Source organism: Bradyrhizobium sp. HKCCYLR20261 (assembly GCF_051168435.1).
In the GTDB taxonomy this organism is placed as follows: domain Bacteria; phylum Pseudomonadota; class Alphaproteobacteria; order Rhizobiales; family Xanthobacteraceae; genus Bradyrhizobium.
Genome location: NZ_JBNPUZ010000020.1, coordinates 102,013 through 122,350, shown reverse-complemented (window position 1 = coordinate 122,350; position 20,338 = coordinate 102,013). Strand labels below are relative to the sequence as shown.

20 protein-coding genes and 1 tRNA gene are annotated in these 20,338 nt (G+C 66.1%); 7 read left to right on the top strand and 14 right to left on the bottom strand.

What is annotated here, in order from left to right:
• Window positions 1–974, bottom strand: a 974-nt coding sequence (locus tag ACQR1L_RS31065) for a porin (RefSeq protein ID WP_434861719.1), incomplete at its 3' end; no start/stop codon positions are given.
• Between the two features lie 707 nt (window positions 975–1,681).
• Between ACQR1L_RS31065 and ACQR1L_RS31060 the strand changes: the two genes are divergently transcribed.
• Window positions 1,682–1,774, top strand: a tRNA-Ser gene (locus ACQR1L_RS31060).
• A gap of 171 nt (window positions 1,775–1,945) precedes the next feature.
• Here ACQR1L_RS31060 and ACQR1L_RS31055 read toward each other — a convergent pair.
• The 9 genes from ACQR1L_RS31055 to ACQR1L_RS31015 form a co-directional block, all read right to left on the bottom strand.
• Window positions 1,946–2,299, bottom strand: a complete 354-nt coding sequence (locus tag ACQR1L_RS31055) for a hypothetical protein (protein ID WP_434861718.1) — start codon at window positions 2,297–2,299, stop codon at window positions 1,946–1,948.
• Between the two features lie 214 nt (window positions 2,300–2,513).
• Window positions 2,514–2,780, bottom strand: a complete 267-nt coding sequence (locus ACQR1L_RS31050) for a hypothetical protein (protein WP_434861717.1) — start codon at window positions 2,778–2,780, stop codon at window positions 2,514–2,516.
• 1,437 nt (window positions 2,781–4,217) lie between these two features.
• Window positions 4,218–5,696 (bottom strand): Asp-tRNA(Asn)/Glu-tRNA(Gln) amidotransferase subunit GatB, encoded by a 1,479-nt coding sequence (gene gatB / locus ACQR1L_RS31045; RefSeq protein ID WP_434861716.1) that lies wholly within the window; start codon window positions 5,694–5,696, stop codon window positions 4,218–4,220.
• Between the two features lie 5 nt (window positions 5,697–5,701).
• A complete protein-coding gene (locus ACQR1L_RS31040; protein WP_434861715.1) occupies window positions 5,702–5,998 on the bottom strand; it encodes a hypothetical protein in 297 nt (98 codons plus the stop codon).
• A complete protein-coding gene (gatA, locus tag ACQR1L_RS31035; RefSeq protein WP_434861714.1) occupies window positions 5,989–7,464 on the bottom strand; it encodes an Asp-tRNA(Asn)/Glu-tRNA(Gln) amidotransferase subunit GatA in 1,476 nt (491 codons plus the stop codon). Before gatA ends, ACQR1L_RS31040 begins: the two co-directional genes overlap by 10 nt.
• Window positions 7,461–7,703, bottom strand: coding sequence for a hypothetical protein (locus ACQR1L_RS31030; RefSeq protein ID WP_434861713.1), 243 nt, complete (start codon window positions 7,701–7,703; stop codon window positions 7,461–7,463). The genes gatA and ACQR1L_RS31030 overlap by 4 nt, the downstream gene beginning before the upstream one ends.
• Window positions 7,704–7,771: 68 nt before the next feature.
• Window positions 7,772–8,059, bottom strand: coding sequence for an Asp-tRNA(Asn)/Glu-tRNA(Gln) amidotransferase subunit GatC (gene gatC, locus ACQR1L_RS31025; protein ID WP_009027600.1), 288 nt, complete (start codon window positions 8,057–8,059; stop codon window positions 7,772–7,774).
• A gap of 82 nt (window positions 8,060–8,141) precedes the next feature.
• On the bottom strand, window positions 8,142–9,245 hold the full coding sequence (locus tag ACQR1L_RS31020; protein WP_434861712.1) for an NAD(P)H-dependent flavin oxidoreductase: 1,104 nt from the start codon (window positions 9,243–9,245) through the stop codon (window positions 8,142–8,144).
• A gap of 8 nt (window positions 9,246–9,253) precedes the next feature.
• On the bottom strand, window positions 9,254–10,243 hold the full coding sequence (locus tag ACQR1L_RS31015; protein ID WP_434861711.1) for an NAD(P)H-dependent flavin oxidoreductase: 990 nt from the start codon (window positions 10,241–10,243) through the stop codon (window positions 9,254–9,256).
• A gap of 105 nt (window positions 10,244–10,348) precedes the next feature.
• Between ACQR1L_RS31015 and ACQR1L_RS31010 the strand changes: the two genes are divergently transcribed.
• The 4 genes from ACQR1L_RS31010 (at window position 10,349) to ACQR1L_RS30995 (ending at window position 13,881) form a co-directional block, all read left to right on the top strand.
• Window positions 10,349–11,239 carry a LysR substrate-binding domain-containing protein gene (locus tag ACQR1L_RS31010; RefSeq protein WP_434861710.1) on the top strand — a complete coding sequence of 297 codons (891 nt, stop codon included), beginning with the start codon at window positions 10,349–10,351 and terminating at the stop codon, window positions 11,237–11,239.
• Between the two features lie 229 nt (window positions 11,240–11,468).
• Window positions 11,469–12,416 (top strand): cyclase family protein, encoded by a 948-nt coding sequence (locus ACQR1L_RS31005; RefSeq protein ID WP_434861709.1) that lies wholly within the window; start codon window positions 11,469–11,471, stop codon window positions 12,414–12,416.
• Between the two features lie 46 nt (window positions 12,417–12,462).
• Entirely contained in the window at window positions 12,463–12,948 is a 486-nt protein-coding gene (gene ruvX, locus ACQR1L_RS31000; RefSeq protein ID WP_434861708.1) for a Holliday junction resolvase RuvX, read from the top strand.
• 3 nt (window positions 12,949–12,951) lie between these two features.
• On the top strand, window positions 12,952–13,881 hold the full coding sequence (locus tag ACQR1L_RS30995) for an AEC family transporter (RefSeq protein WP_434861707.1): 930 nt from the start codon (window positions 12,952–12,954) through the stop codon (window positions 13,879–13,881).
• Here ACQR1L_RS30995 and ACQR1L_RS30990 read toward each other — a convergent pair.
• The 4 genes from ACQR1L_RS30990 to ACQR1L_RS30975 form a co-directional block, all read right to left on the bottom strand.
• Window positions 13,878–14,621, bottom strand: coding sequence for a CPBP family intramembrane glutamic endopeptidase (locus ACQR1L_RS30990; RefSeq protein WP_434861706.1), 744 nt, complete (start codon window positions 14,619–14,621; stop codon window positions 13,878–13,880). The two genes, ACQR1L_RS30995 and ACQR1L_RS30990, sit on opposite strands and share 4 nt — an antisense overlap.
• Window positions 14,622–14,693: 72 nt before the next feature.
• Window positions 14,694–15,518: a CPBP family intramembrane glutamic endopeptidase gene (locus ACQR1L_RS30985; protein WP_434861705.1), complete on the bottom strand. Its 825-nt coding sequence runs from the start codon at window positions 15,516–15,518 to the stop codon at window positions 14,694–14,696.
• Window positions 15,515–17,158 carry an acyl-CoA dehydrogenase family protein gene (locus ACQR1L_RS30980; protein ID WP_434861704.1) on the bottom strand — a complete coding sequence of 548 codons (1,644 nt, stop codon included), beginning with the start codon at window positions 17,156–17,158 and terminating at the stop codon, window positions 15,515–15,517. Before ACQR1L_RS30980 ends, ACQR1L_RS30985 begins: the two co-directional genes overlap by 4 nt.
• Window positions 17,159–17,180: 22 nt before the next feature.
• Complete coding sequence (locus ACQR1L_RS30975; RefSeq protein ID WP_434861703.1) at window positions 17,181–17,951, bottom strand: M15 family metallopeptidase; 771 nt, start codon at window positions 17,949–17,951, stop codon at window positions 17,181–17,183.
• Between the two features lie 109 nt (window positions 17,952–18,060).
• On the opposite strand from ACQR1L_RS30975, the gene ACQR1L_RS30970 reads away from it, so the two are divergent.
• Both ACQR1L_RS30970 and ACQR1L_RS30965 read left to right on the top strand, forming a co-directional pair.
• Entirely contained in the window at window positions 18,061–19,014 is a 954-nt protein-coding gene (locus ACQR1L_RS30970) for an aspartate carbamoyltransferase catalytic subunit (RefSeq protein ID WP_008964907.1), read from the top strand.
• 18 nt (window positions 19,015–19,032) lie between these two features.
• Window positions 19,033–20,334 (top strand): dihydroorotase, encoded by a 1,302-nt coding sequence (locus tag ACQR1L_RS30965; protein WP_434861702.1) that lies wholly within the window; start codon window positions 19,033–19,035, stop codon window positions 20,332–20,334.
• The last annotated feature ends 4 nt before the right edge of the window (window positions 20,335–20,338 follow it).

The following is a 20,338-nucleotide window of genomic DNA, read 5'->3' as shown; positions in this document are numbered from 1 at the left end:
TAGCGGCTCGCACCGTTGGTGTAGACGCCCTGGATGTTGATGGTGTCGCCGGGGCCGGTCGGGATGTTCTTGATCGACAAGGCCAGCTGAGCAGCCCAACCCCACTTGTCAGCCGGGTGACCGGTGACTTCGGTGGCGCCATAGTAGGCGGTGTGGTTGTCATGCGCCGCGAACGAAGCCTGGAACAGACCCCAAGCCTGGTCGACGCGGACCATACCGACGATGTCCGGAGCGACGTTGCCGCCGTAGCTGGCCGTACCGTAGGCGCCGCCGATGATGCCTGCACCGGTGATGCCAGCGGTGTTCCAGATGTTGGTCTGGTAGTAGCCGGTCGCGTCCTGAGCCGAGATCGCAGCCGTGATGCCCGAGCCGAAGTCGGCGGTGTAGGTGAACTGGTTGACACCGGTCACGGTGCCGCCGCCGCCCCACAGGCCGTCGAAGTTGTTGCCCGGATAGTTGGTCCAGGGCGTGTCGAACTGCGACACGGCCTTACCCATGGTGAAGCCGGCGAACTGGATGAAGGCATAGTACACGCCGAGCGAGCCGCCCGCGACGCCGTCACCGGTGTAGGCCGACGGAGCCGAGCCAGCGGTGTTGCCGGTGGTCCAGGTGAAGGTCAGGTCAGCATAGGTGCGGACCACGCCGTACTCGGTCGCGGTGCGCGTGTCGATGTTGAGGTCCTGACGAGCGCGGCTGTAGTAGTAGTTGCTGAGGCGGTTGTTGGCGCCAGCCGAACCGTTCACAGCGTTGTTGTACTGGCCGTTCGAGGCGAACGACGTCTCGGCGCGGACGTAGCCGCCGAGCTTGATGCAGGTGTCGGTGCCGGGGATGTAGTAGAAGCCAGCGCCGTAGAGCGAGCAGACCTTCACATACTCGACCGCCTTGGCCTTGATCGGAAGGTCAGCTGCCTGGGCCCCAGACATGGCGACGAGAACTGCCGCCGAGCCAAGGACGAGGCTCTTGATCGTGTTCATAGTGTTAAACCTCCAAGTTGCTCAGTCAGGGAAGGTTCCGCCTCCGCTGGGTGTGAACACCCTTGGGTTGGACCCGTTATCCCTCTTCGACCCGTCGCTCAGCCGCTTCGCGCTATCGGACACACCCGCATGAACGCGAGGGACTTGAGCGAACGACCTAAACGGGACGACGTCGGGATGCCCCCCTTCGTCGTGGGAGCAGAATTACCGAAGGTCTTTGCACACGCAACAAAGGAACCATCATTGCGGCGGCCGAGCGGCGCCTTTTCAAACCGGTGTTGCAGAAAAGGCACGCAACCGTGGTTCTGCGGGAACAGCTAAGGTGCTGTTTGTGTTACTGTTTTATAACAACGCAATCTTGGGTGCGTTCACCCTGGGGCACTCGCCTGCCAGGAACGCGCCTCAACTCAGGCGGTGCGGGTCACGAATCCGGCCGACGTCGCGCGGAGAGAATCGCAACGGAAGTCCGCGCCGCCCGGCGTGCCCACCTCAGGCAACCCGCTGCATATAGAGAGCGACGGCATATAGAGAGAGCCGCTGTCTCCCCGCTGCTTCGAGCTGATCGGCCGCCCCCTGGCTCGTGTCCCGACCGGGCAGTGCCCCGTTCCTGGAGGCCTGGTTGGGGCCGCGGACCTGTGAGGATTTCGAAATCGCGTGCAATCTGCCGCTTGCGGCTCAGCGCGCCGTGGGGCATACCGACCCCAGCCGGAGAGGTGGCCGAGTGGCTGAAGGCAACGCTTTGCTAAAGCGTCATACGGTCTCAAGCTGTATCGAGGGTTCGAATCCCTCCCTCTCCGCCAGACATCTGGCGACGCCACCTCCCCCACTCTGATGGCTGATGCGCGATCCCGACGACCGGCGCTCGTGAGGGCAGCCGCGTCGCGGGCGATCTCGAATCTGAAGACAGGTCCGGCGCAGGCCGCCGCGACAGGGTGAGCTGGCCAAGCCACGGGACATTTAACGCCCCCAGTTCAATCAAACAGGCTGCGGCTGATGTTGATCACGAACGCCGCGGGCACGCCGATCACGGCGCCGACGAAGCCGTAGCCGAGCGCCGCCCACCACGACGCCGCGCCTCCGCCTCCCATCACCGCACCATAGGCGGCGCCGAGGCCCGTGCAGACCGCGGTCACGATGATGAGCCGGCGATCATTGGTCGCTTCGATCCGCAGCCGCCGCAGTTCGCGCCGGCTTTGCACCACCGGCCCTGCCGGCTCGGTCGAGCCGCAATGCGGGCACGCCACCGCGCTGAACGAGACGCCGTTGCCGCAGTCATGGCAGCCGATCAGCTCTTGCCGCCTCGCCTGTCGCCGCGCCTGACTCATGCCACCATCCCGCTTCCTGCGTCACCTTAAGACGACAGATAGGAGATCTGGAGGCGCGCGGCGAGAGCTCAGCCCTGCAGCCAAGAGCCCTGCGGCCACGACGATCCGGATGACGGATCGCATATCGACCAGCAGCGACATCGCCTTGATGGCGCGATTCGGCATCTGCCTTCGCTGGACGCGGAGTGTCGGCCGCGCCGCGGAGGGATCGCGTTCAGCGCGCGCTCATCCAGGCACGAGCCTCGCGCTGCGCCGTGGCGATCTCGGCGTCGGTCATCTGCTCGGCGATCTCACGGCGCATCGCCACGGCATCCACGCGTCCCTTCAGAGCGGCGAGGTTGAACCATTTGTGCGCGGCGATCAGATCGACCACACCGTCGCGGCCGCTCGCATAGAGCATGCCGAGCTCGAACAGCACGTCGCCATTGGCGCCCTGCTCGGCGGTGGTCACGTCATCGAAATTGAGTTGTCCCTGAAACATTGTCGCTCTCCTTCTCGCAAGGAGGCCGCTCGCACCCGAGCCCTGCCCCCGTCCAACTGTTCAACGCCTGGTTAGTCCCCATGCCGTCTCGCGGCTTATGCGAGAAAGATGACCGATCAAGTTTGAAAGGCAGTTTAAGCGTTGTGCTGAACGAGCCCTGAACGCGGAACCCCGCATTCGACAGGGCGCGCCTCAATACATTGAATCGCTTCAACTTTTCCGAGCCGTCAAAGAGCGGTTTACCGTTCTGTTTGGCAAAACCATAACCATCCACGACGACGATGGATGTGACGCCGCGCACGGAGGAGAAGCGCTGGTTGGGAGGCTGACGCGGACGAGCGCTCGCGTCGCGTTGCGACGTCCCGCGCGCAAGCGGGCGAGAGCAGCAGGGCTCCGAGCCGACGACGCGCTCGCGCGCAGCCGATCAGCTGTGGTCCCGTGCAACGATGTGAGAGATTGGGAGAGCGCTTGTCACCCGAGGCGCAGGGCTCGGGGATATCGGCTCTCGGGGATCGAGGGCGTCGGCGAACACGTCAGGATCAGATCTCGCTCTGGCTTGTCGCCGCTCGCGAGATTGCAGATCGAACAGCGATCTGCACCGAACGAAGAAATCCTGTTTCTTCTGCCGGACCGCTCCGCCGCAGCATCGCTGCCTCGAACTCGATCCGACCGTTGACCTGATGTCTCGCCGACACCCTCTATCGTCGGTTGGAGACTAAGGATGGCTGCCGGCTCTGAACGAGCTGGGCTCACCTTCGTTCCAACGACGTGCCGGCTTCAAGCTGCCGGACTCATCTCGCAGCGAACTGCGAGAGTTACTTCTTCTTGGCGACCTTCTTGGTCTTCTTGGCAGTCTTCTTCGCCGCGGTCTTCGCGACCTTCTTCACTGCCTTCTTCGCCTTCTTCGCTTTCTTGGCCATGTTGCCCTCCGATGTGAGTTGGCTTAGTCGATGCGTGCACTCGGGAATCGAGATGCACTCCATATCGATACACCAACGAGTGAAAAAAAACAGCTTCCGGCTTAAGGAAGTGTTGACACGCGCGCGCGTGTGCGGCTGACGAAACTCGCGAAGCAGCGCGACGGCCGACATCGGAAATGCGTTTCCGCGTCGACGCAGCGGCGAGCCTGCTACTAATAGCGATCGCAAGAAAAGCCTACGCTGCAAGGATTTCCTGAATTGCTGCTAGATCAGGCGGCAGCGGCGACAACTCCGTTGCGCAGCGCAGACTCACATCGGAGGAGCCGCTCGCGGACTCCGAGTCGTAAATTTTGGCAACGAAAAAATTTTCATCGTACACACCGTCGTGCGCGTTCGATCGCTCGTGAACGGTGGCTTTTTTGCGAATCGCGTGCGGCGATTCGCTGGACGCGAGCCCAAACGAAAACGGCGCGCACCGTGGTGCGCGCCGTCGGAACGAAGACCAGCGATCGTCGTTTCAGATGCCGAGCTTGCTCTTCAGCAGATCGTTGACCGCCTGCGGGTTGGCCTTGCCGCCCGACGACTTCATCACCTGGCCGACGAACCAGCCGGCGAGCTGCGGCTTCGCCTTGGCCTGCGCGACCTTGTCGGGGTTGGCGGCGATGATCTCGTCGACCACCTTCTCGATCGCGCCGAGGTCGGTGACCTGCTTCATGCCGCGGCTCTCGACCAGCTCGCGCGGATCGCCGCCCTCGCTCCAGACGATCTCGAACAGGTCCTTGGCGATCTTGCCGGAGATCGTCCCCTCGCCGATCAGCGCGACGATGGCGGCGAGCTGCGCCGCCGACACCGGAGAGGACGAGATGTCGCGGCCTTCCTTGTTGAGACGGCCGAACAGCTCGTTGATCACCCAGTTGGCGGCGAGCTTGCCGTCGCGTGCGCGGTCGGACAGCGCCTCCAGCACGCCTTCATAGAAGGCCGCGCTCTCGCGCTCGGCGACCAGCACCGAGGCGTCGTAGGGCGACAGGCCGAGATCAGCGATGAAGCGCGCCTTCTTCTGGTCGGGCAGCTCGGGCAGCGCGGCCTTCAGCTCGTCGACGAACGCCTGAGAGAACTCGAGCGGCAGCAGGTCCGGGTCCGGGAAGTAACGGTAATCATGCGCCTCCTCCTTGGAGCGCATCGACCGCGTCTCGCCCTTGTCGGGATCGAACCGGCGGGTTTCCTGCTCGATGACGCCGCCGTCCTCGATGATCTCGATCTGGCGCCGCGCCTCGGCCTCCACCGCCTGGCCGATGAAGCTGATCGAGTTGATGTTCTTGATCTCGCAGCGGGTGCCGAGCGGCCCGCCCGGCTTGCGCACGGAGACGTTGACGTCGGCGCGCAAGCTTCCCTTCTCCATGTCGCCGTCGCAGGTGCCGAGATAGCGCATGATCGAGCGCAGCTTGGTCACGTAGGCCTTGGCCTGCTCGGCATCGCGGATGTCGGGCTTGGAGACGATCTCCATCAGCGCCACGCCGCAGCGGTTGTAGTCGATATAGGACAGCGACGGCGACTGGTCGTGCAGCATCTTGCCCGGATCCTGCTCGATGTGCAGGCGCTCGATGCCGATGGTTGCGGTCTTGCCGCCGTCGAGCTCGACCGTGATCTCGCCCTCGCCCACGATCGGGTCCTTGTACTGGCTGATCTGGTAGCCCTGCGGCAGGTCCGGATAGAAATAGTTCTTGCGGTCGAACACCGAGCGCAGGTTGATCTTGGCGTTCAGGCCGAGCCCGGTGCGCACGGCCTGTCGCACGCACTCCTCGTTGATCACCGGCAGCATGCCGGGCATTGCGACGTCGACCAGCGACACATGGGTATTGGGATCGCCGCCAAAGGCGGTGGACGCGCCTGAGAACAGTTTGGACTTCGAGGTGACCTGGGCGTGGATCTCCATGCCGATCACGACCTCCCAGTCGCCTGTTGCGCCCTTCATCAGCTTGCCGCTGGTTGCCGTCATGGCCCTCAACTCCCCATCAGCGCGGAGACGATCCGCTCGAATTCGATATCCAACGCATCGGTCGCGACCGGCTGCCCGGCCTGGCGGTACCAATAGGCCGCATTGCCGAGATCGCCCTCGACGCGATGCAGATGCGCGTGCGCCCAGGCCGCATCGCGGCCGGTCTCGTCCTGAATGATCTTGTGCGCCCGGTCCCAATCGTCCTTCGCCAGCCACCACAGGCCGGTCAGCACGGGCGTGAGCCCGGCCGCGGGCTTATCGCCCGCGAGGCTCGTCTTGAAATCGGCGACGCTCACCACCACCGAACGGGCGTGAAGCGGCCCGCCGCCTGCTCGATGACCTCGCCGAGCGAGAACAGCGTCTCCTCGTCGAACGGACGGCCGATCAGCTGCAGCCCGAGCGGCAGTCCCTGCGCGTCCTTGCCGGCCGGCACCGCGATGCCCGGCAGGCCGGCCATGTTCACGGTCACCGTGAAGATGTCATTGAGATACATCTCGACCGGATCCGCGCCGCCCTTCTCGCCGATGCCGAAGGCAGCCGACGGCGTCGCCGGTGTCAGGATCGCGTTGACCCCTTGCGCGAAGCAGTCCTCGAAATCCTTCTTGATCAGCGTCCGAACCTTCTGCGCCCGGATGTAGTAGGCGTCGTAATAGCCGGCCGACAGCACATAGGTCCCGATCATGACGCGGCGCCGCACCTCCGCGCCGAACCCTTCGGCGCGGGTGTTCTCGTACAGCTCGCCGATCGACTTGCCGGGCACGCGCAGGCCGTAGCGGACGCCGTCGTAACGGGCAAGGTTCGAGGACGCCTCCGCCGGCGCCACGATGTAATACGCCGGGAGCGCGTATTTGGTGTGCGGCAGCGACACCTCGACCAGCTCGGCGCCGGCCGCCTTGAGCCACGCCGCGCCCTCGCTCCAGAGCTTTTCGATCTCGGCCGGCATGCCGTCGAGACGATACTCCTTGGGAATGCCGATCTTCATGCCCTTCACCGACTTGCCGATGGCGGCCTCATAATTCGGCACGGGGAGATCGACCGAGGTCGTGTCCTTCGGATCGTGGCCGGCCATCGAGCGCAGCAGGATGGCGGCGTCGCGGGTCGAGCGCGCGATCGGCCCGGCCTGGTCGAGCGACGAGGCGAAGGCGACGATGCCCCAGCGCGAGCAGCGGCCATAGGTCGGCTTGATGCCGACGGTGGCGGTGAACGCCGCCGGCTGGCGGATCGAACCACCGGTGTCGGTCGCCGTCGCGCCCATGCAGAGCAGCGCCGCCACCGCCGAGGCCGAGCCACCGGACGAGCCGCCCGGCACCAGCGTGGTGTTGGAGCCCTCGCGGCGCCAGGGGTTGCCGACCGGGCCGAAATACGAGGTCTCGTTCGACGAGCCCATCGCGAACTCGTCATTGTTGAGCTTGCCGAGCATGACCGCGCCGTCGCGCCACAGCTGCGAGGTCACGGTCGACTCATAGGTCGGCACGAAATTGCCGAGGATCTTCGAGCACGCGGTGGTGCGGACGTCCTTGGTCGCGAACAGGTCCTTGATCCCGAGCGGAATGCCGGCGAGCGGTCCGCCCTCGCCCTTATTGATCTTGGCGTCGGCCTCGCGCGCCATCGCGCGCGCCTGGTCCGGCGTCTCCATCACGAACGCGTTCAGCGCCCGCGCCTCCTCCATCGCCTTCAGATGGGCGTCGGTCAGCTCGAGCGACGTGAAGGTCTTGTCCGCGAGGCCCTTGCGGGCCTCGGCGAGCGTCATCGAAGTCAAATCGGTCATTTGTTGATCGGGCTGCAGAAGAAGGGGGATAGCGTCTTGTCGTCGGCGGCATCGTCGGCGAAGAACTTGTTCGTCTTCGCCTTGGTGGTATTCGCCTTGTCGGCATTGGCCGCCTCGATCTGGTCGAGCACCTCGTTCACGGCCTTGTCCGGATCGGCGGCCTTGCCCTGCCGCTCCATCGCGTCGAGATAATCCATATAGGCCTTGTAGGCCGCTTCATCGTCGCAGAGCAGGCACATCGGCGTTGGCTCGCTTATCGGTTTGAAGGAGCGGATCACGCGCGACGGGTGCGCGGAGCTGCCCCAAGCTATTCCACGACCTTCGGCACGAGAAAGAAGTTGTTCTCGGTCATGGGCGCGTTCTTGACGATGTCGTCGGCGATATCGCCGTCGGTGACGACGTCCTGGCGCTTCTTCATCGCCATCGGCGTCACCGAGGTCATCGGCTCGACGCCCTCGACATTGACTTCCGAGAGCTGCTCCACGAAGGCCAGCATCGCATTGAGCTCGCCCTGCAGATGCGGGACTTCGGCGTCAGTGACCGCGATCCGCGCCAATTGCGCGATCCGGCGGACGGTGGCGGCATCGACCGACATTATATAGGGCCTCACGGGACAAGGTGAACCCGCCCTATAGCAGAGCCCGGTTTCGCGCCGCAACCGGCAGGCTCCAGGGTTTTCAGGGGGCCCGCAAGGGCCGCACGCTCCAGCCCGCCATTTTCGAGAGCCGCGTCAGAGCCTGCTCGGCGAGCGTCCGCGTCAGCTCAGCCGCCGGGATCTCGCGGCCGAGCGGCAGTGCCTGTCCGGCCCAGAGATTGGTGAAATCCACCTTGCCCTGCTTCTCCGCGGCGGCCTTGAGCGGCCCCAGCGCGGTCGCGGCGTGCGGGAACGCCGGTGCGTCCGGCGAGACCGGACCGACCTCGCGCATCACCCGGTTGGCGACGCCGCGGGCGAGCCGCCCGGTCATCACATTGGTGATCACGGTCGATTCGTCATCGGCAGACGCGAGCGCGGCGCGCGCGATCGCGCTGACCTTGGCTTCCGGACAACGCAGAAAGGCGCTGCCGATCTGAACGCCGCAGGCGCCGAGCGCGAACGCCGCGGCAATACCGCGCGCGTCCGCAATGCCGCCGGCGGCAATGACGGGCAGCTTCACCGCGTCGACGATCTGGGGCACCAGCGCGAAGGTCCCGACCTGCTCGGCGAGCTTGTCGGTCAGGAACATGCCGCGATGGCCGCCCGCCTCCGCGCCTTGCGCGATGATGACGTCGGCGCCGTTCCGTTCCAGCCACACCGCCTCGCGCACGACCGTCGCGGAGGCCATCACCACCGCACCGGTCGCCTTGACGCGCGCCAGCAGGCCGGCCTCCGGCAGACCGAAATGAAAGCTGACGATCTCCGGCCTCAACTCCTCGATGACGGCGCACATCGCCGCGTCGAACGGCGCGCGGTTGGCGGCCGTGACCGGCGCCGCCGGATCCACGCCATACTCCTTGTAGTAAGCGCCGAGCCGCTGCTTCCAGCCGGCCTCGCGGACGGCATCCGCCTCCACCGGGGTATGGCAGAAGAAGTTCACATTGATCGGCGCGGAGACGCGCTGGCGGATGATGTTGACCTGCTCGCGGGCCTTGTCGGCGCTCAGCATGGCACAGGGCAGCGAGCCGAGGCCGCCACCTTGCGCGACGGCGATGACGAGATCGGCATCCATCACGCCGGCCATCGGGGCGAGCACGATCGGGTGCTCGGTCTTGACGAGATCCAGGAAGCGGCGATCGGGCCACATGGTTCACCTCACTCTTCTTCGTTGCGCGGCAGCCAGGTCGCGTTGCGCCGCCCCTGCAGGATCCGGGTGGCCTCGCCGACGATCCGCTCGACGATCTCGCCGGCCGGCGGGATATCATGGATCAGGCCGACCGCCTCGCCTGCGATGACGGCGGCGACATCGAAATTGCCCTCGGCCCTTGCCTTCACATAGTCGGCCGACACGCGCTCGACCTGCTGCAGCAATTCGACCTCCCGCCCCATCCAGCGCCGCGCATGGTCGTTGATCAGGCATCGTCCTGTGAACGGCGCCGGCCAGACATTGTTGCGCGACAGGTCGAAGATGATGCCGCGAACCGTCTCGCCGGATTTCGCAGCGCAGATGCGCCGCTTCGCGTCCTCGGCGCCCGCGGCTTCCTGGCTGGCATAGAACCGCGTGCCGAGCAGCACGCCATCGGCGCCGAGCGTGAGCATCGCGGCAAGGCCACGGCCATCCGCGAGACCACCGGCCGCCGCGACCGGCACGCGCCCCGCCGCGAGGTCGACGATCGCAGGCACGATGTCGAGCGTGGTTCGCGAGGCGCCATGGCCGCCGGCTTCGGTTCCTTGCGCGACCAGGATGTCGGCTCCCGCGGCGAGCGCCTGCTCCGCCATCGCTTCGTCCTGCACCTGGCAGATCAAGAGTGCTCCGACCTGCTTGATAGCGGGTGCGAAGCGCGCGGGATCGCCGAAGGACAGCATCACCGCCGCGGGCTTCGCCGCCAGCGCGATGTCGAGCAGCTCCGGCTGCCGGGCCAGCGACCAGGTAATGAAGCCGATGCCGAACGGCGCACTCAGGCGCTTGAGCTTGGCCGTTTCCTGCGCAAGCCAGACGCGGTCGCCGTAGCCGCCACCGAGAATACCCAAGCCGCCGGCTTCGCTGACCGCGCGCACCAGCCGCGCATCGGCGATCAGGTCCATCGGCGCCAGCAGGATCGGATGGATCGTGCCGAGCTTTTCCGTCAGCGGCGTTCTCAGCATCTGCCCTTCCCTGGTGTCTGGACGCGAACCCTAGGCGCGGTTAGCATTCTCACAAAATGAATAGTTGAGAACTCTGCCATCGCAGATTCAAAACGGAGAGCGGCTGTGGAACTGAGCGACCTGCAGACCTTCGCAGCCGTGGCCCGCACCGGCGGCATCACGCGCGCCGCCGAAATCCTGAACACCGTCCAGTCCAATGTCACGCAGCGGATCAAGGCGCTGGAAGCCGAGATCGGCACGGCATTGTTCGAGCGCCACAGCCGCGGCATGACATTGACCGGCGCGGGACAACGCCTGCTGCCCTACGCCGATCGCCTGGCGGCCTTGTCCCGCGAAGCCGTGCTCGCCGCGCGCGACGACGGCGAGCCGAACGGATCGCTCATGATCGGCTCGATGGAGACCACCGCCGCGGTGCGCCTGCCGACGCGTCTTGCGGATTTCCACCGGCGTTTCCCAGCCGTCTCCTTGAGCCTGCGCACGGCGCCGACAGCCGAGCTCGTCGCCGGCGTGCTCGACGGGACGCTCGATGGCGCCTTCGTTGCCGGACCGATCGATCATCCCGATCTCACCGGCGTGGTCGCCTTCGAGGAAGAGCTCGTGCTGGTGACGGCCAGGCGCTTCGAAAGCCTGCCGGCCTTGCGCGCGGCCACCATCGCCTCCGGTCCGACCGCGCTGATGTTCAGGGCCGGCTGCACCTACCGGCAGCGCCTGGAGCAGGTCTTCAACGCGTTCGGCTGGCCGGCGGCGGCCCGCATCGAGCTCGGCACCCTCGACGGCATGATCGGCTGCGTGGCCGCCGGCATGGGCGTCGCCTTGCTGCCGCGCGCCGTGGTGACGCGACACGAGATGAGCGGCAGCATCGGACTGCATACGCTCGATCCATCCCATGCCCAGGTCGAGACGCTCTTCATCCATCGCCGCACCGGGCATCGCAGCAGCGCATTGTCCGCCTTCATGGAAGGCTTTGGCCGCGGGGATCGCGACATCGCGGCGTGACTTAGCTCGCCCGGAGATTGTGCGCGCCATTGCTGGCGCGCAGCACATTCCTTGGCACGAAATGATCCGGGATCGCGGTGAAGCCCGGCCATTTCGACCGATGCGACGTTCGGGCGCTGTGCAGCGCACGCAGCCGAAAAACGCTTTGTCGCACGCTGCTGCACTACGTTAGGATGCGGCGCTGGCCAGCGCGAAAACCAACAAACGTCAACATGTCGGAGGAAATGCGATGCGCAACGCGTTCGTGTTGTGCTGCTCGATTGCCTTGATGGGTGCGATCGGGACGGCGACTGCTCAGGACAAGCCCGCAGACTGGACGAAGTCGAAATGGGGGCCGAACGACGAGATCGGCGCCGCCAACTACATCACGCCGGAGCTCGTGGTCAAAGCAGCCTCGCTGGTAAAGACCGGCAAGACCTATCCGCTCGGCATGATCATCGACGGCAAGACGCCCGCCTACCCGCCGCGCTCGTTCAAGATCACCGTGGTGCAGCCGGGACAGGCCGGCCTTCCCGGGCTCGGGCCCAACAAGGCGACCTATAATGACGACATCGTCGAAGGCTGGGTCGGCGTCGGCAGCCAGCTCGACGGTCTCGGCCATCTCGGCATCGAGCACGTCTACTACAACGGCAACAAGCTGCACGATTTCGCCGATCCGACCGGCCTGAAGAAGCTCGGCATCGAGAAGGTGCCGCCGCTGGTGGCGCGCGGCGTGCTGCTCGACATGGCCGCCTATTACGGCACCGATGTCGTGAAGGAAGGCACCGCCTTCAATGTCAAGGAGATCGAGGAAGCCGCCAAGAAACAGGGGGTCGAGATCCGCCAGGGCGACATCGTGATCTTCCACACCGGCTGGCTCGGCCTGATCGGCAAGGACGACAAGCGCTACAGCGCCGGCGAGCCGGGGCTCGGCGTCGAGGGCGCCAAGTACCTGACCTCGAAGGGCGTGGTCGCCGTCGGCGCCGACAACTGGGCGGTCGAAGCGATCCCGTTCGAGTCGAAGAACCTGTTCGAGGTGCACCAGATCCTGCTCGCGATGAACGGCACCTACATCCTCGAGAACATGGACACCGCCGAACTCGCCAAGGACAAGGGCTACGAGTTCCTGTTCGTGCTGGGACAGCCGCGCTGGCGCGGCGGTGTGCAGGGCAACATCAACCCGATCGCGATCCGATAGGTTCCGGCTTTGCCTCCCGGGCATGGCGCATGCTAAGCGGCGCGCCATGCCCGCTCCCATCCTCCCCCTCATCGAAGCCGCCGAGCGCTGGCCCGAGCGCGGCGCGCTCGTCGGCCTCGATCTCGGCACCAAGACCATCGGCGTCGCCGTGTCCGATCCCGACCGCCGGCTCGCCACCGGCGTCGAGACCATCCAGCGCAAGGCCTTCAAGGCCGATGCCGCACGGCTGCTTGCCATCTCGGCGGAGCGCAAGGTGGTCGGCTTCGTGCTCGGCCTTCCCATCAACATGGACGGCAGCGAGGGACCGCGGGCGCAGTCGACCCGCGCCTTCGCGCGCAATTTCGCAGGCCTCACCGACCTGCCGATCGGGCTGTGGGACGAGCGGCTGTCGACGGCGGCGGTCGAGCGCGAGCTGATCGGCATGGATGTCAGCCGCGCGAGGCGCGCCGAGGTGATCGACACCCATGCGGCGATCTTCATCCTGCAGGGCGCGCTCGACCGGCTCGCGACGCTGCGGCGCTCCGGACAATAGGCGATGAGCGCCGTCGTCGCGGCGCTCGCGCCGGTCTTCCTGCTGATCGTGATCGGCTTCGGCCTGCGGCGCAGCCTCATCCGGCTCGACTCGCAATGGCACGGGCTGGAGCGGCTGACTTATTATGTCCTGTTCCCCGCTCTGCTGCTGCAGAGCCTGGTCAAGGCCGATCTCACCCAAGTGCCGGTCGCAGGGATCGGCGGCGCCCTGTTCCTGGCGATGCTGGCGGTGTCCGCGCTCTGCCTCGCACTGCGTCCCCTGCTCGCGCGCTCGGGCATCGACGGCCCCGCCTTCACGTCGATCTTCCAGGGGGCGACACGCTGGCAGACCTATGTCGCGCTCGGCGTCTCGCGCAGCCTGTTCGGCCCGACCGGGCTTGCGGTGGCCTCGGTCGGAATGATCGCGATCATTCCGATGGTCAACGTCTTCAGCGTGGCCGTGCTCGCGCACTATGCCTCGCCGGACCGCCGCTCAGCGCGCGAGATCGCGACCACGATCGTCCGCAATCCGCTGATCTGGGCCTGTGTCGTCGGGCTTGCCCTGAACGTCGTCCACATGCCGCTGCCAAAACTCTGGCACGATGCCGCCGACGCGCTCGGCCAGGCGTCGCTGCCGATCGGCCTGTTGGTGACCGGCGCGGGCCTGCACTTCGAGGGGCTGCGGCGCGCGGGCGCGGCCGCGGCACTCGGCGTCGTGCTCAAGCTCGTGCTGATGCCGATCCTGGCGATCGGGCTCGCGCAATGGTTCGGCGTCAGCGGCCCGAGCCTGGTGGTGGTGGCGATCTGCGCGGCGGTGCCGACATCGCCGAGCGCCTATGTGCTGGCCAAGCAGATGGGCGGCGACGCGCCACTGCTGGCGCAGATCATCTCGCTGCAGACCGTGCTGGCCGCGCTGACGATGACGGTCTTCATCGCGCTGGTCGGTGGCGGCTAGGTGAGCAGGCCGATCACGACATACGAATAGACGTTGTTGGCGGAGTGCGCGACGACGGTGAGCCAGGTCGAGCCACTGCGAACGCGGCAATAGCCGAGCAAGAGCCCGATAACGAAGATCTCGAACATGCCAAACCAATCATATTGGACATGGCAGATGGCCCAAAAGGCCGAGGTGAGCACAATCGCACCGCCGGGCCGCAGAAACGACTCCGACCAGCCGCGCAACATGAAGCCGCGGACCAAGAACTCCTCCAAAATCGGCGCTCCGATACAAACCGTCACCAGGAAGAGGAACAAAATCAGAGGACCGTCGCGGCGCGCGCGGCCGAATTCAGCAACGGTGCCGGCATCCAGCGACTTGCCCAGAGCTTGTCCAATGAGGCTGACGACGTGGATGGCGACCAACATGATCAGCAAAGTGAGGACGAGCTCTTGCGCCGTCGGCCAGCGCAGGGCCAGATATTGGGAGAAGCGCCGCCGCGCCAAACGCACCGCGAGCCAGATCACCGCAAGCTCGCCGGGAAAATTGCCGAGCCACGCCGCCGTCTTCCACGAAACCTGACTGGTGATCTGCGCAACGGCCCCATCGGCTGGGGTCTTGTTAACCATCAATAAGACGAACAGAACAACAAATCCGCCGAGCAAGGCAGCCAGGGTGGCAAGCAGCGTGAAGCCCAGCGTGCCGAAAAAGTACCAGGTGCGTGGTGGCTTGGTCACGCGAACGGCATCGATCATCATTTATCCCCGCTTCTTGTGGATGATGATCGCGTGAAAAGTCGGCAGACACATGAACGGATTTGCGTTCTCAGTTTAGCCATGGCCGCTCGCCAGCCACATCGTCTGGATCGTGGCGGCGAGATTGTTGAGGCCGTGCAGCACCATGGTCAGATAAAGGGAATGGGTGCGGTAGCGCAGATAGCCGAACCACACGCCGAGCGAAAACACGTTCAACAGGGCGAACCAGTCATATTGAAGGTGAAGCACCGTCCAGACCGCCGAGGACAGCAGGATGGCCCCGGGCACCCGCAGGAAGGAGTCCGACCAGCCGCGATAGAGGAAGCCGCGCGCCATCAGCTCTTCCGACACCGGCGCCGCGACGCAGAAGGCGATCACCAGCAGCCAGACCACGCCGTCGCCCCTGGCGGTCTTCAGCAGATCGACCATGAAGCTCGATGACTTTTCCTCGTGCCCGGCCAGCTGCGTCGCCAGCTCCCAGCATCCGAGGATCACGACCATCCCGATCACGCCAAACGCGAAATTCTTCCAGCTCGTCCAGCGCAGGCCGAGATAGTCGACGAAGGACATGCGGGTGTGACGGATGGCGAAATAGATCGGGATCAGGATCGCCGGCACGCCCATGATCGCCGACAGCGAGACCGTCAGCGAGCGGCTCGCGATCTGGATCATGGCCACCTCGAACTGCGCCAGGCTGTCGATCGGGCCCTCATGGCGCAGCAGGAAATAGCCGATCGGCGTCAGCTGGCCGATGAAGAAGACGACGATGATCAGAAGGCCCCACAGCAGGGTCCGCCAGAAGCCGAGCGTGCGCGGCTGATGCTGCGCGGGCGCGACCTGCTGGGGCGGATGAGCCGGATCGAGGGAATCCAGGGCGGAGGCTTGGGGCGTATCGGTCAAGGCAGCGCGCGCTCCAGCAAGGCACGGATGTGGGTCGGGTCGAGATCGACGGCGCCGTACATGCTCGGATGAACGGCGGCGAGCCGCGTGGCGGCGAACAGTTCCGCGTGGGCAGGCGTGACACGGTTCAACGCGGCGGCGGCCGCCAGCAGCGCCAGCTTTTCGACCGCGAGCCGCGCCACACGCTCGCTGTCGCCGCGCCGGAAGGCCTGGCCAATCGCGGCGACCGCCTCGGCTGCGCCGGGCAGACCGCGCGTGTCATCGGCCAGAGTCTTCAGCACCGCGGCGGCTGCCTCCGCCTCGCGCGACAAAGCACGCAGCACGTCGAGGCACATCACGTTGCCCGAGCCTTCCCAGATCGCGTTGACCGGCGACTCCCGGAAATGCCGCGCGAGGATGCCGTCCTCGACATAGCCATTGCCGCCGAGGCACTCCATCGCCTCGTAGAGGAATGGCGGCGCGCTCTTGCAAACCCAGTATTTGATCACGGGCGTCAGCAGCCGCATGTACGCCGCCTCGGCCGGGTCCTCGTGCATGCGATCGAAGGCGCGGCACAGCCGCATCACCAGCGCCACCGTGGCCTCGACATGAACAGCCATGTCGGCGAGCACCGCCTGCATCAGCGGCTGGTCAGAGAGATGCTTCTGGAACACGCTGCGATGGCGCGCGTGGTGGAGCGCATGCGAAAGCCCCGAGCGCATCAGGCCGGCGGAGGAGATCGCGCAGTCCTGCCGCGTCAATTGCACCATCTGGATGATGGTGCTGATCCCCCTGCCCTCCTCGCCGACGCGCTCGGCGTAAGCGCCCGCGAACTCCACCTCGGAGGAGGCATTGGAGCGGTTGCCGAGCTTGTCCTTCAGGCGCTGGAAGCGCAGCGCATTGACCGCGCCATCCGGCGTGAAGCGCGGCATGAAGAAGCAGGTCAGTCCGCCCTCGGCCTGCGCCAGCACCAGGAAGGCGTCGCACATCGGCGCCGACATGAACCATTTGTGGCCGGTGATGCGGTAGCCATCGGCCGTGCGCTCGGCGCGCGTCAGGTTGGCGCGCACATCGGTGCCGCCCTGCTTCTCGGTCATGCCCATGCCGAGCGTCATGCCGCGCTTCTGCCACCACGGCGCAAAGGCCGGATCGTAGTCGCGTGTGGCGATGACGGGCATGGCCCGCGCCAGCAAACCGGGCTGCGCGGCCAGCGCCGCGACCGCAGCGCGCGTCATCGTGATCGGGCACAGATGTCCGCTCTCGACCTGCGCAGCGATGTAGAACTTTGCGGCTCGCACGACCTCGGAACTGTCGCCGGCCGGCTTGCCCTGGGCGCTCCATGTCGAATTGTGCAGGCCGGCCTCGACCGCGCGCGTCATCATGTGATGATAGGCCGGATGAAACTCGACCACGTCGCGGCGAAACCCCTTGGCATCGAAGCTGCGCAGCTTCGGCGTGGTCTCGTTGGCGAGGCGGCCCTGCTCCGCCATCTCGGCCGAGCCCCACAGCGCGCCGAACGACATGAGCTCCGGCGCGGCGTCAGCGCCGCCATATGCGTCGACGGCCGCCATCAGCGGCCGGTCGGCCGCGAACAGGTTCACGTCCTCGAAGGGCGGCGACTGGTTGAAGACCTCGTGGGTCTCGAACGATGGCTGGGTCATGGCCGTACCCTGAAACAACAGATCATCGGCGCGGCCGAATGGGAAAATCATAGGTGGTCGTAGCAGCGCCCGGCAGCGAAAAGTGCCACCACTCCTTGGCATAGTTCACAAACCCTTGCCGCGCCATGGCGGCCACCAGCTCATTGCGCCAGCGCCGCTGCGCGGGCGTCAGGTCCTTGGCGGCGGTGTGCGCTTTCATGTCGGAACAATCGTAGCCGGTTCCCATGTCGACGCTGCCCTCCGGCGCGCGCAGCGCGGCGGGCGCCGTGCAATCCGCGTAGGCCTTCGCCGGATCGAACGCCGCGTCCTTGTCGGCCGCGAGCTCCATCAGCGTGAGGTCGAGCGCGGCGCCCGTCGAATGGCTGGAGCGCGCGGCGATGTAGCCGAGCCGGAACAGATCCGACTTGGCGATCACAGGATTGTAGCGCCGGCCGGCCGCGCTTTCCGTCCCGTCCTGCGACCACGCCAGCATGTCCGCGACCGCGCGTGCCGGCCGGTAGCAGTCGAGCATCTTCAGCGACAGGCCGCGCGGCCGCAGCTCGGCCTGGATCGCCTTGAGACGCCGCGCGACGTCGCGCGTGACGACGCATTCGGCGGCCTCGTATCCCTTCAGCGGACGGCCGACGAAATTGTTGGCGCCGGCATAGCGGATGTCCTGCGAGATGCTGCTATCGACGTCCTGCAGATAGACGAAATCCCCCGGCAGCGGCTCGGCCGCGGCGGGCACGAGCCCGGCCAGCAGGACGAGGATGGAGCGCAGCAGCGCGCCTCCCGCAATCCAGACCCTTCGCAAGGCGGTCTGGGCGCGCCTTGCGGTATCACCTGAGGGAACGGGGGATAACTCGGAACCCCGGCTTTCGGCCTTGCCCCTCGCGGAAACCGCCCCTATAGCTCTGGCTTTAATGGCAACCTCACCGAAATCGACTTTCGTCCTCGGGCACCGGCATTTGCTGGGAATCGAGGGCCTTTCCGCCCACGACATCACCGGTCTCCTCGATCTGTCCGAGGAATATGTCGAACTGAATCGTCAGGTCGACAAGAAGCGCACCGTGCTGCGCGGCCGAACCCAGGTCAACCTGTTCTTCGAAGCCTCGACCCGGACGCAATCCTCGTTCGAGCTTGCCGGCAAGCGGCTCGGCGCCGACGTCATGAACATGTCGGTGTCGTCCTCGTCCATCAAGAAGGGCGAGACCCTGATCGACACTGCGGTCACGCTGAATGCGATGCATCCGGACATCCTGGTGGTCCGCCACCACGCCTCCGGCGCGGTCGAGCTGCTGGCACGCAAGGTCGACGGCTCCGTGATCAATGCCGGCGACGGCGCGCATGAGCATCCCACGCAAGCGCTGCTCGACGCGCTGACCATTCGCCGCAACAAGGGCCGCATCGAAGGCCTCGTCATCGCGATCTGCGGCGACGTGCTGCATTCGCGCGTCGCGCGCTCCAACATCCTGCTCTTGAACACGATGGGCGCCCGCGTCCGCGTCGTCGCGCCCTCCACGCTGTTGCCGCCGGGCATCGAGCGGATGGGCGTCGAGGTCGCGCGCGACATGCGCGAGGGGCTCAACGGTGCCGACATCGTGATGATGCTCCGCCTGCAGCGCGAGCGCATGAACGGCTCCTTCGTGCCGTCCTCGTCGGAATATTTCCAGTATTTCGGCCTCGACCAGAAGAAGCTCGCTTACGCCAAGCCCGACGCGCTGGTGATGCATCCGGGGCCGATGAATCGCGGCGTCGAGATCGACTCCATCGTCGCCGACGGCGCGCAGTCGCTGATCCGGGAACAGGTCGAAATGGGGGTTGCCGTGCGCATGGCCGTGCTCGAGGCGCTGGCCCGCAACCTGCCCAATGCTTGATAGTCGGGACGAAACGACATGCTGACCGATCGCCGCCCGATCCTGCTCGCCAACGCGCGCGTCATCGATCCCTCCCGCGACATCGATGGTCCCGGTGACGTGCTGATCGCCGATGGCGTGATCCGCGACCTCAAGCGCGGCATCGGCGCCGCCGGCGTGCCGGAAGGAACCGACGTCATCAACTGCGCCGGCAAGATCGTCGCGCCCGGGCTGATCGACATCTGCGCGTTCGTCGGCGAACCCGGCCTCGGCCATCGCGAGACGTTCGCGACCGCAAGCCAGGCCGCCGCGACCGGCGGCATCACCACCATCATCTGCCAGCCCGGCACCGAGCCGGTGATCGACAATTCGGCGACCGTCGACTTCGTGCTGCGCCGCGCCCGCGACACCGCGATCGTCAACATCCAGCCGATGGCCGCGCTGACCAAAGGCCTGCGCGGCGAGGAGATGACCGAGATCGGCCTCTTGCGCGCCGCCGGCGCAGTCGCCTTCTCCAACGGCCATACCAGCGTGATGAACGCCCAGGTGATGCGCCGCGCGCTGACCTATGCCCGCGATTTCGATGCCCTGATCGTGCATCACACCGAGGATCCCCACCTCGTCGGCGAAGGCGTCATGAACGAGGGCGAGTTCGCCTCGCGTCTCGGCCTCTCCGGCATTCCTCCAGCCGCGGAAGCCGTGGTGCTCGAGCGCGACATGCGCCTGGTGGCGCTGACCAAGGGCCGCTATCACGCGGCCGCGCTGAGCTCGGTCGACTCGCTCGACATCCTCAAGCGCGCGCGCGATGCGGGCCTGTCGGTGAGCGCCTCGGTGTCGATCAACCATGTCACGCTCAACGAGAACGACATCGGTCCCTACCGCACCTTCCTCAAGCTGACGCCGCCGCTGCGCACCGAGGTCGACCGCCGCGCGCTGGTCGAGGCGCTGGCCTCCGGCCTGATCGACGTCATCATGTCCGACCACAATCCGCAGGACGTCGAGGTCAAGCGGCTGCCGTTCGCGGAGGCCGCCAGCGGCGCGGTCGGCTTGGAGACGATGCTCGCGGCCTCGCTGCGGCTGGTCCACAGCGGCGAATTGAGCTGGACCACCTTGATCCGCGCGATGTCCACGCGCCCTGCGGAACTGCTCGGCCTGCCCGGCGGCACATTGCGCGCGGGCGCGCCGGCCGACATCATCGTGATCGACCCGGACGTGCCCTGGATCCTCGATCCGGCCGACCTCAAATCGCTGTGCAAGAACACGCCGTTCGACGAGGCCCGTTTCACCGGCCGCGTGGTCCGCACCATCGTCGGCGGCCGCACCGTGTTCGAACATGTCTGACCCG